Source organism: Rhodoferax sp., assembly GCF_037143375.1.
Taxonomy (GTDB): domain Bacteria; phylum Pseudomonadota; class Gammaproteobacteria; order Burkholderiales; family Burkholderiaceae_C; genus Rhodoferax.
Genome location: NZ_JBAWYV010000105.1, coordinates 1 through 11,125 on the forward strand (window position 1 = coordinate 1; position 11,125 = coordinate 11,125).

The 11,125-nt window shown below is 57.9% G+C and carries 8 protein-coding genes; 5 read left to right on the top strand and 3 right to left on the bottom strand.

The window, feature by feature from the left end:
* Positions 1 to 204: 204 nt before the first annotated feature.
* Entirely contained in the window at positions 205 to 1,128 is a 924-nt protein-coding gene (locus tag WCG50_RS13900; RefSeq protein ID WP_336900201.1) for an acyltransferase, read from the bottom strand.
* Between the two features lie 315 nt (positions 1,129 to 1,443).
* Between WCG50_RS13900 and WCG50_RS13905 the strand changes: the two genes are divergently transcribed.
* Together WCG50_RS13905 and WCG50_RS13910 are read left to right on the top strand one after the other, a co-directional pair.
* Positions 1,444 to 2,547, top strand: coding sequence for an oxidoreductase (locus WCG50_RS13905; RefSeq protein ID WP_336900202.1), 1,104 nt, complete (start codon positions 1,444 to 1,446; stop codon positions 2,545 to 2,547).
* 136 nt (positions 2,548 to 2,683) lie between these two features.
* A complete protein-coding gene (locus WCG50_RS13910; RefSeq protein WP_336900203.1) occupies positions 2,684 to 5,074 on the top strand; it encodes a YgiQ family radical SAM protein in 2,391 nt (796 codons plus the stop codon).
* 10 nt (positions 5,075 to 5,084) lie between these two features.
* On the opposite strand, the gene WCG50_RS13915 is transcribed toward WCG50_RS13910, so the two are convergent.
* Together WCG50_RS13915 and ompR are read right to left on the bottom strand one after the other, a co-directional pair.
* Positions 5,085 to 6,452, bottom strand: coding sequence for an ATP-binding protein (locus WCG50_RS13915; RefSeq protein ID WP_336900208.1), 1,368 nt, complete (start codon positions 6,450 to 6,452; stop codon positions 5,085 to 5,087).
* Positions 6,453 to 6,499: 47 nt separating this feature from the next.
* Positions 6,500 to 7,231 carry a two-component system response regulator OmpR gene (gene ompR, locus WCG50_RS13920; protein WP_336900204.1) on the bottom strand — a complete coding sequence of 244 codons (732 nt, stop codon included), beginning with the start codon at positions 7,229 to 7,231 and terminating at the stop codon, positions 6,500 to 6,502.
* Positions 7,232 to 7,397: 166 nt separating this feature from the next.
* On the opposite strand from ompR, the gene WCG50_RS13925 reads away from it, so the two are divergent.
* The 3 genes from WCG50_RS13925 to WCG50_RS13935 all read left to right on the top strand — a co-directional run.
* Complete coding sequence (locus WCG50_RS13925; RefSeq protein WP_336900205.1) at positions 7,398 to 7,670, top strand: hypothetical protein; 273 nt, start codon at positions 7,398 to 7,400, stop codon at positions 7,668 to 7,670.
* A 56-nt stretch (positions 7,671 to 7,726) separates the two neighbouring features.
* A complete protein-coding gene (locus WCG50_RS13930) occupies positions 7,727 to 8,437 on the top strand; it encodes an SIMPL domain-containing protein (protein WP_336900206.1) in 711 nt (236 codons plus the stop codon).
* A gap of 223 nt (positions 8,438 to 8,660) precedes the next feature.
* On the top strand, positions 8,661 to 11,125 hold a 2,465-nt coding region (locus tag WCG50_RS13935), incomplete at its 3' end, for an HDOD domain-containing protein (RefSeq protein WP_336900207.1).

Below are 11,125 nucleotides of genomic sequence, written 5' to 3' on the forward strand. Positions count from 1 at the left end.
CCAAACTGATGGCGCAACACGGTTGCTGCGGCTTCTACCTGGCGGTGGACCGCCCGGGGTTTGTTAGCGCCGGCGAGTCGTTTGAACTGGTGCCCGGCCCCCGGCGCTTGTCGATCCCCGAGTCTTTTAACGCCAAAATGTTCAAGCACCTGCGTTGAACCGGGTTATCGATTTAACTTGGTATGCTATTAAATAAATAGCTACTTACGCAGGAAGGACGGGGGCTAGAAGCCTATTTTCCTTAAGAATTCCCGCAATCTGCGCATCCTTCTCCAACCACAGTTGTTGCACCCATTTCTGGTAGGCCTCGCGCACGGCGGGGTCGCCAGCGTAATCGCCTTGTACCAAGTCTTGGGGCACTGGCAAGGCGCGCACCCGCACCGTGACGCGTTTGAGTTTCCCCGCCAGAAAGTCCAAGAAGTTGATGGGGCCATCGGGGTACACGATGGTGACATCCAGAATGGCCTGAAATTTATCGCCCATGGCGTTGAGTGCCAGCGCCATGCCGCCGGCCTTGGGTTTTAGCAGGTGGTGGTAAGGCGATTTTTGACGCGCATGTTTGGCCGGCGTGAAGCGCGTGCCCTCCAGAAAATTCATCACACTGGTAGGAATCAGGGCAAACTTTTCACAGGCTTTGCGGGTGGTGGCCTGGTCTTTGCCACGCATTTCAGGGTGTTTTTTCAGGAACTCTTCGCTGTGGCGTCGCATGAAGGGAAACTCCAGCGCCCACCAGGCCAGCCCCATCACGGGCACCCAGATCAGTTGCTGCTTGAGAAAAAATTTCAACAAAGGAATGCGTCGGTTCAGCAAATGCTGCAGCACCAGAATGTCGACCCATGACTGGTGGTTGCAGTTCACCAGATACCAACTGCGCGGGTTCAGTGACGTCAGCCCTTGCACATCCCAAACCGTGTTTTGCGTGAGCCGCATCCAGCCACTGTTGCCCGAAATCCAGGCTTCGGCAATGCGCACCAGAATCGGGTCGATCAACAGGCGAATCTTCTTGATCGGGAGAATAAGCTTCACCAAAGCGAAAAACAGCAAAACGGGCACCCAGAACAAGGCGTTGAACGCCAGCAGCAGTGCGGCGATCAGGCCAACCAAGGGCTTGGGTAAAAAATTGAGCACTTGGGTCTCCTCAAGGGGGTATGGGTTTCAGGCGCAGGCCCGTTGAAAGCGGGTAATTCCATTTCTAAATCATCCCTGTCGTCGTTGTTTCGCCTTGTCGTGCTACAGCACTACCTGCGGCTCAACGCCTAGACATGAATGATTTAGAAATGGAATAAGGCCTTTGAATTGCGGCCTGACCTGAAGGCTTGTGGGTTTTTAAAAAAAGCATGGGGCGACGATATCGTATTTTTGCGGCCAAAGGCGTGCGTTGTTCATCCGTGGTGTGTACCTGCGTGGTAACACCGGGGGCGCTTTTTCGGAGATGATGGCGTCATGAATACGCCTGAAATGAACGCACCGATGTCTGCTCCCCTGGCCTTGAACGTCGGCCTGATTGGCTATGGCAACGCCGGGCGCATCTTCCATGCGCCGTTGATCTCGGGGGTGCCGGGGCTGCGCCTGGCCTGTGTGTGCTCCAGCAAGCCCGAAGCCGTCCACGCCGACTGGCCACAGGTTCGCGTGGTTGACTCACCCGATGCCGTGTTTGCCGACCCATTGATTGATGTGGTGGTGATTGCCACCAGCAATGCCAGTCATTACCCGCTGGCCATGGCGGCCTTGTTGGCGGGCAAGCATGTGGTGGTCGACAAGCCGTGTACCGTGACCTTGACCGAAACTTGCGACTTGCTGAATACAGCCCGCGCTCAAAACCGGGTGCTGACGGTGTTTCAAAACCGCCGTTTCGATGCTGATTTTTTGGCGTTGAAGCAGGTTCTGGCCAGTGGTGAGTTGGGGCGAATCGTGCATTTTGAATCACACTTTGACCGTTACCGGCCGATGGTGCCTGAGCGCTGGCGTGAACAGGACATTCCCGGTTCGGGCCTGTGGTTTGACCTGGGCGCGCACCTGGTCGACCAGGTGCTGCAACTTTTTGGCCCCCCCGACGATCTGCAAGTGGATCTGGCCTGCCAGCGAGAAGGTGCGCAGGTGAATGATTATTTTCATGCCCAGTTGCGCTACCCCACGCGGCATCCGGGACTGCGCGTGATCCTTCATGGCAGCGCGCTGGTGCCCAGCGTCGGTCCCCGTTTTGTGGTGCACGGAACGCTCGGCTCGTTTGTGAAACACGGTCTGGATGTGCAGGAAGATGCGCTCAAGGCTGGCGGGCGACCGCAATGGGGTTCCACAGCCGATTGGGGGCTTGACCCGCTGGTGGGCACGGTGACGTTACAAACTGAAGGCGGGCCAAAATCCAGCCCCGCGCCGGACCTACCCGGAAACTACCTTGGTTTTTACGCCGAGTTGGGGGCCCATCTGCAAGGTCTGGAAGCGCTGCCGAACGTCACGCCAGACCAAATTCACCAGGCGATGCAACTGCTAACGCTGGGTCAGCAGAGCGCCGACGAAGGGCGGTTTGTGCCTGTGCCAGGCGTTTGAATCCGCAATCGTTTCGGAAAAACTTGCTGAAAACAACCGGGAAAATGGCCTGAGCAATCGCCCTTAAGTACCCATTTAGGGGGTGTTGCCAAGTGCAAAACCTTACACTCACCGGTTCCCCTAACTTGTGTCTCCTATGAACGCCCCCGTTGACGTCTCCTTTTTCGTGCGCGCTGCCAAGCCGCTGACCAGCTACCGCAAGTACTGGGCGGCCCGTTTTGGCACCTCCAAATTCCTGCCCATGAGCCGCGCCGAAATGGACAAACTGGGCTGGGACAGTTGCGACATCATTTTGGTGACGGGTGATGCCTACGTGGACCACCCCAGTTTTGGCATGGCGGTGATCGGGCGCATGTTGGAGGCGCAGGGATTTCGGGTGGGGATTATTTCCCAGCCCGACTGGCAAAGCGCCGAGCCGTTCAAGATACTGGGCAAACCCAATCTGTTTTGGGGCGTGACAGCGGGCAACATGGATTCCATGATCAACCGCTACACCGCCGACCGCAAGATCCGCAGCGACGACGCCTACACCCCCGGTGATATTGGCGGCAAGCGGCCCGACCGTGCGGCCCTGGTTTACAGCCAACGCTGCCGCGAAGCCTACAAGGACGTGCCGATTATTTTGGGCGGCATCGAAGGTTCGCTGCGCCGCATCGCGCACTACGACTACTGGAGCGACAAGGTGCGCCGCTCGATCGTGGTGGATGCCAAGTGCGATTTGCTGCTCTACGGTAATGCCGAGCGTGCGCTGGTCGAGATCGCACACCGGTTGGCGGCCAACGAGCCGGTCGAAAAAATCACCGATGTGCGCGGCACCGCTTTTGTGCGCCGCAGCGATGACGCCTCGGGCCAAGGCTGGTTTGAGATTGATTCGACCAGCGTTGACGAGCCGGGCCGGGTCGAAGCGCAAATCAATCCGTACCAGACCACCAGCGAGCAAGCCGCAGGGCAGGGCAGCAGTTGTGCCAAGGAAGACGGCGAGAAAAGCGCTACTAACTCTGTAGCTGCTGACGCAAGTAGCACGGGGGCTACAGCCCAATTAAGCTTAAAAAATGCGGTGAATCCGGCGATTCAGCCGCTCACTTTCGTGCCCAACGCCGCGCTCTACGGCAAAGGAACGGTCAAGGTGCCGCCGCGTGACCGGTCTGTGATCAGGTTGCCCAGCTACGAGCAGGTCAAGTCAGACGCCGTGTTGTACGCCCACGCCAACCGTGTGTTGCACCTGGAAACCAACCCCGGTAACGCCCGCGCCTTGGTGCAGGCGCATGGCACTGGCGTCACCGCGCGTGATGTCTGGATCACGCCACCGCCGATTCCGCTCACCACCGCCGAGATGGACTACGTGTTCGATCTGCCCTACGCCCGCAGCCCGCACCCGAGCTACGCGGATGAGAATGGCAGCCACGACGGTGCTACCAAAATCCCGGCGTGGGAGATGATCCGCTTCAGCATCAACATCATGCGCGGCTGTTTTGGCGGTTGCACGTTTTGTTCGATCACCGAGCACGAAGGCCGCATCATCCAGAGCCGCTCTGAAGAGTCCGTCATCAAGGAAATTGAAGATGTGCGCGACAAGGTCAAAGGCTTCACCGGCACCATCTCCGACTTGGGCGGCCCCACGGCCAATATGTACCGCCTGGGTTGCCGCAGCCCCGAGATTGAAGCGGCGTGCCGCAAACCGAGTTGCGTTTACCCCGGCATTTGCCAAAACCTGACCACCAACCACGACCCGCTGATCAAGATTTACCGCCGCGGCCGGGCGCTCAAGGGCATCAAGAAGATTCTGATTGGCTCCGGTGTGCGCTACGACTTGGCGGTGCAAAGCCCCGAGTACGTCAAGGAACTGGTCACGCACCATGTCGGCGGCTACCTCAAGATTGCGCCCGAGCACACCGAGCAAGGCCCGCTCACCAAGATGATGAAGCCGGGCATTGGCACCTACGAAAAGTTCAAAACGCTGTTTGACAAGTTCACCGCCGAGGCGGGAAAAAAGCAGTTTTTGATTCCGTACTTTATCGCCGCCCACCCCGGCACCAGCGACGAAGACATGATGAATCTGGCGGTGTGGCTGAAGAAAAATGGTTTCCGGGCTGACCAGGTGCAGACCTTTTACCCGTCGCCCATGGCCACCGCCACGGCGATGTACCACAGCAACAAAAACCCGCTGCGCAAGATAACCCGCGACAGCGAAACCGTGGACATCGTGCGTGGTGACAAACGCCGCCGCCTGCACAAAGCCTTTTTGCGCTACCACGATGCCAATAACTGGCCTCTCTTACGCGAGGCATTGAAGTCGATGGGACGCGCCGACCTGATCGGCAATGGCAAACACCATCTGATTCCGACCTACCAGCCAATGACCGATAGCAGCAGCGCGTGTCGTAAAAGCTCAACCCCGGCCAAGCCGCAGACTGCTGCGTTTAAACCGATTCAGAAAGGCCGCATTCTGACCCAGAATACCGGCCTGCCGCCGCGCGATAACGGTGCTGGACGGGTGCCGGGCAAGGTTGCCAAGAAACTGCGCTAGTGGTTTTTTCTCAGTCAGCAAGGGCCAATTGAAGTTTGATGTTGGCTGACAAGCCACCGGTACTGGAGTTGCTGAGCGTAAAAGTGCCGCCCATGCGGGTGCAGGTTTTTTCCGCGATGGCCAGGCCCAGGCCCGCGCCATTGGCGGCTGTGCGGGCGGCTTCACCCCGGTAAAACGGTTTGGTCAAATTTTCCAGCTGTTCGTCAGAGACGCCCATGCCGTGATCCCGAACCCGGATCAGTACCCACTTGTCTCGCGCCTTGGCCGCAATGTCGACCACGGCGATGCCGGTATCGACCGACTTGCCATAACGGCCTGCATTTTCCAGCAGGTTGGTGATCACGCGGCTTAGCTCTACTTCGTCGGCCAGCACGGTCAGGTTGTCGGCCAGGTCCAGGTTGAAGCGCATGTCGGTGCGGCTTCTCATGCTGAAAAGACAACTGTCGATCACCGCTTTCAGGGGCACCGGGGTCAAGTTGACATTGCCAGGGCGCGCGTAATCCAAAAATTTACCAATGATGGCGTCGAGTTGCACGATGTCGGCAGCCATGTTGGCGCGCGCTTCCGGGTCGGCCACGCTGAGCTCGGTTTCCAGGCGCAATCGGGCCAGTGGGGTGCGCAGGTCATGCGAAATACCGGCCAACATAATGGCCCGGTCCTGCTCGATTTTGGCCAGCTTCTGGGTCATGCGGTTGAAACCAATATTGACCGCCCGGATTTCGCGTGTGACCACGGTTTCGTCAAGCGTGCTGGCATCAAAATCGCCATCGCGGACTCGACTGGCCGCAAACGAGAGTTGTTTGAGGGGCTTGTTGATCAAGCGTGCAATCAGGGCCGCACCCGCCAGCGACAACGCGGCGGCCGTGACCAGCCAGATCATCCAGGTGCTGCTCGTTGTGTGGTTGAAGCGGGCCCGGTCGGTCAGCATCCAGTAGTTGTCGCCGTCGATCATGAAGCCGACCCACAAGCCGTCTTTTTTGTTGACGCTGTTGGCCACCACCGTGCCAGGGCCGAGCCGTGACTTGAGCTCCATGGAGATGCGCTGACCCAGTGCATCGGTGTCAAAGGGCTCGAAGGTGTCGCCCGGTTCGCGCGGTTCAATGCGCACACCTTCCTGGTCGGTCATGGTTTTAATGAGCGACACGCGTGCGATGGCGTCTGAGTGAATCAGGGCGGCCCGGCTCAAATTGACCAGTGAGGCGATTTGCTGGGCGGTCTGGATGGCACGGGGTTCGAACTCAAGAGAACGAAGTGTCTGCAGCCAAGCCAGAATGCTGCCGATCAGCAGCAGCGAGAGTAGGAAAAAAGTGCGCCAGAAGAGACTTCGGCCCATCCGGGAGATCGATTTTCGATAGCCAGAACTCGCCTCCAGCGGCATCAAACCGCTGACGTCAGGCGAATGGGGTTGTGCTGTAGCCAATCGCTTCAACCCGCACCATCGGGTACAAAAACGTAGCCCACTCCCCAGACAGTTTGAATAAACCGGGGTGCAGAGGCGTCCACTTCCAATAGTTTGCGCAAGCGTGAGACCTGCACATCCAGGCTGCGGTCAAAGGGTTCGAACTCGCGGCCACGGGCCAGTTGAGCCAACTTTTCGCGTGAAAGCGGTTGCCGAGGGTGGCGCACAAGTGCCTTGAGCATGGCGAACTCGCCGGTGGTCAATGGCAATTCTTCCTTGTCCCGACGCAACATCCGTGCGCCCAGATCAAAGGTGAAGTTGCCAAAACTCACGACCTCGTTGTCGCTGGAGGGTGAACCAGGCGCTTCCAGCACGGGGCGGCGGCGCAGCACGGCATGGATCCGGGCCAGCAACTCACGCGGGTTGAAGGGCTTGCCAAGGTAGTCATCAGCGCCTACTTCAAGCCCGACGATGCGGTCCACATCCTCGCCTTTGGCGGTCAACATGATGATGGGCGTACGGTCATTGGCAGCGCGCAGGCGTCGGCAAATTGACAAACCATCTTCACCCGGCATCATCAGGTCGAGCACGATCAGGTCCACCGTCTCGCGTAAAAGGATACGGGTGAGAGATTTGCCGTCTTCTGCTTGAAGTACCTCAAAGCCTTCTTGCGTCAGGTAGCGTCTAAGCAGGTCTCGAATTCTGGAATCGTCATCGACAACCAGAATTTTGTCATTTCGGTTAGGGTCTTGGCTCATTGGGTGTACCACTTCAAATGTAACAAAGCCCATTTTGCAGGTATGAATCCAGAAAATCAGGATTTCAGCAGGAGCTTTGACACACTGTTACAAATGTTGCCCTGGAGCGCAAGCCGATTTGTTGAGTCGGGAGCTTTATCAAGCTGTTTAGAGTTATGTTCCTACTATGAAAAAGATTTTTATTTTGGTGATTGGTTTTGTTTGCGCCTTTTACGCTTGGGCGCAACCCGAAGGCAATCGGCATTTTGAAACCCCACGAACGGCCCCAGAAGCGCCAGCCACCTTGCGGTCAACACTTAAAACTGCGCTTGATGCAGGTTCGCAGAGCAAGGAGTCGGCACCCAAAAACACCGAAGAAACAAGGCATTTATCGGCGCAGGAGCGTGCTGATCTGCGCTTGCAGTTGCAAAACCGTGCGGCTAGATTTGCCAATCCTTGAGCTTCCAGACTAAAGTTGTTAAAACATTCAAGGTGTTTGATGCCAACGGAGTCGTTATGAAAAATGCTGCAAAGTACATAGCGTTATATGCACTTATAACGGGGGCTAGTGCACTATTTGCGCAACAAATCAATGCCCCGATTCTGCAGAACGTGGTGCAGTTGTCGGCTAACGGTTCGGTTGAAGTGACGCAGGATTTGCTCTCCATCACCCTGAACACCACGCGTGACGGGAGCGATGCCAACACGGTGCAAACTGGGCTCAAGACGGCGCTTGATGCCGCCTTGGTGGAAGCCCGAAAATCTGCCTCGCCGGGTCAGTTGGAGGTGCGCACCGGCAACTTCAGCCTGTATCCGCGTTATGGCCGCGATGGCAAATCGGTCGGGTGGCAAGGCACTGCAGAGTTGGTGCTGGAAGGGCGTGACTTTGTGCGCATCAGCGCCGTCGCCGGCAAGATTCAAACGCTCACATTGGGCAACGTCAGTTATGGCCTGAGTCGCGAACAACGTCTCAAGGTCGAAGCCGACGCGCAGGGCATGGCGATTGAGCGCTTCAAAGCCCGCGCAGCCGACATCGCTAAAAGCTTTGGCTTTTCAGGCTACGCGCTGCGTGAAGTCAGCATTAACGCCAACGACCAAGGCTACTCGCCGAGACCCCGGATGCTGGCGATGCAAGCCAAGTCGGAGATGGCAGATGCCCCCGTGCCCATCGAGGCTGGAAAAACCTCGGTCGTGGTCACGGTTTCAGGGTCAGTGCAACTGAAATAAGACAGCTTGCCTTGATCGTTTCCCCCCGGGTTTAGGTACTTTAACGGTACATAATCTGACCCAAGTCAATACGGGGGACATCACAATTGGTGCTAGAACGCTTCAAAGAGGTCGCTTTGCATGGCTGCTGCGCTTGCCGGTGCAGTTTGTTCATTCATCCTCGTTCCTTGCCAGACTTTGAAAAGTTTCTGAGTTTCCCCCCATTACCCGTTTGATTTGATCCATGGCCGATTTCACCCCCCTCTCCACCATCAAACGATTAGCCACTGCATCGCCTTCGGCTTCAGTACCTGCCATGTTGGGGCGTTTCGAGCTGCGCCTGATTTTGGGTCGTGGCGCCCAGTCGGTGGTCTGGCTGGCGTTCGATCCGCGGCTGGAGCGCGAAGTGGCCATCAAGCTGATGAAGCCCGGCAAAGGCTCAGACGCCACCGCCATCGCCCAGTGGCTGCAGGAAGCCCGCAGTGTGAGCCGTCTGACACATCCCCACATTGTTCCGGTTTTTGAGGCCGATGTGCATGACCAGCAACCCTACCTGGTGTTTGAGTACGTGATGGGGCAAACCCTGGCCGCCTTGATCAAGCAGCGGGGGGCCTTGCCGCCAGCCGAGGCCGTGGCGCTGATGCTTGATGTGCTGGATGCCCTGGATGTCGCCCATACAGCGGGCGTGGTGCACCGCGATTTGAAGCCCTCCAACGTACTCGTCAACGCGGCGGGCCGGGCGCGGGTGATGGATTTCGGTATCGCAGCCCGCATCAATGATGCTGGCGTGCCCGGTACTCGCGCCCCAGAGGGTGGCACGCCGGGCTATATGTCGCCAGAAGCCGCGCAGGGCAAGCCTGCGACACCTCAGGTGGATATTTTTTCGGCAGGCATTGTGCTGGCCGAACTGCTCTCAGGCAAGCCGTTGATTGCAGAAGTTGACCCCTTGCGCGCCATCTATCGGGTGGTTCACGAACAGCTCACACTCCCCACGGACATGAGTCCGACGGTGGACGACAGTTTGCGCGCGGTGGTGCTGCGCGCTTTGGCGCTTGACCCGACCCAGCGCCACACCAGTGCCAAGATGTTCCGGGATGCGCTCGCCAAGTGGTTAGATGCCCGAGCGCAAGGCGGGTCAGGCGAGGGTGCCAATGCCGCTAACAGCAAAGGTGGAAGCAGTAGCACGCTTGAGTTTTTGCTGCGCCGCATGCGTCATAAAAGCGATTTTCCGGCGATGTCGGATTCGGTGGTCCGAATCCAGGGCATGGCGACATCAGAGACCGAAAGTGTTAACAGTGTCACCAACGAAATCCTGAAGGATGTGGCGCTCACCAACAAGCTTTTGCGGCTGGTCAACAGCGTTCATTACTCGCGCGGCGGAAGCATCAGCACAGTCTCACGAGCCGTCACTCTAGTAGGTTTTAACGGCATTCGCAACATGGCATTGAGCCTGGTCTTGCTCGAGCACATGCAGGACAAGGCGCAAGCCCAAGTGTTGAAAGAAGAATTTTTGCGCTCGCTCATGGCCGCATCGGTCGCGTCTGAACTGTGCCACTCGGAGCGGGAAACCGAGGAAGCTTTCATTGGTGCCATGTTCCACAATCTGGGGCGTTTGCTGGCGCAGTTTTATTTTCAGGAAGAAGCGCAGACGGTGCGCAGCCTCGTGTCCTCGACCCGCCAGCCCGTGAGCGAGGCTGCAGCCTCGGCCAGCGTGCTCGGCATCAGTTTTGAGGAGTTGGGTATCGGCGTGTCCAAGGTCTGGGGCTTGCCTGAAAGCATTCAGCGCTGCATGCGTAAGCCAATGGGGGATCCGCCCTCCCGCGTGCCCGCCGACGCGCAGGAACGCCTGCGCTGGACGGCGCTGGCGGCCAACGACATCGCCGACACTTTGTTGCACACCGACCCCAAGTTCGTGGATGGAAAGTTGGCCCTGGTTTCCAAAAACTACGCCAAATCCCTGGGCGTCAACCCGGGCGATGTGCAATCGGCCACCGCAGTGGCGCGCAAAAAGCTGATTGAAATGGCCGCGGCCATGGATATTGTGGTCAAGCCTGGCACCGCTGCCGCCAAACTGCTGAAACTGCCTGAAGATATGGCCGGTTCGCCGCATGCGCATGAAGCTGATGCGCCTGACACCTTGTCACCGCTGGAGTTACATGCCACCCAGACCGTGACGCATTTGCCAACTGGCGGAGCCGTGGCGGTTGAGGTGCCTGGTGCGCCTGCCAAGCATGTGGTTCAAATTCTTGCGGCCGGCATTCAGGACATCACCAATGCCATGGTCGAAGAAGTCAAACTGAGTGATTTGTTGCGCATGATTCTGGAAACGATGCTGCGGGCGATGGATTTCCAGCGCATTATTTTTTGCATGCGCGATCCCAAAACCGACACGATAACCGGCCGTTTTGGCTTGGGCAAGGACGTAGACTCCATGGTTAAAGGCTTTCGTGTGCCGATGCAGTCGGGCACCATGGACCTGTTCACGGCGGTGTGCACCAAGGGCGCTGACGCCATGATCAGTGACGCCACCGAGCCGCACATTACCGGGCGCTTGCCAGTCTGGTACCGCACGCAAATTAACGCGCCGACGTTTCTACTGCTGCCCGTCAACATCAAGGGACGGCCGTTTGGCTTGATCTATGCCGACAAAGCTGAAAAGGGCGGCCTTGTGCTGGATGAAAAAGAACTTTCCTTGCTCCAGACCCTGCG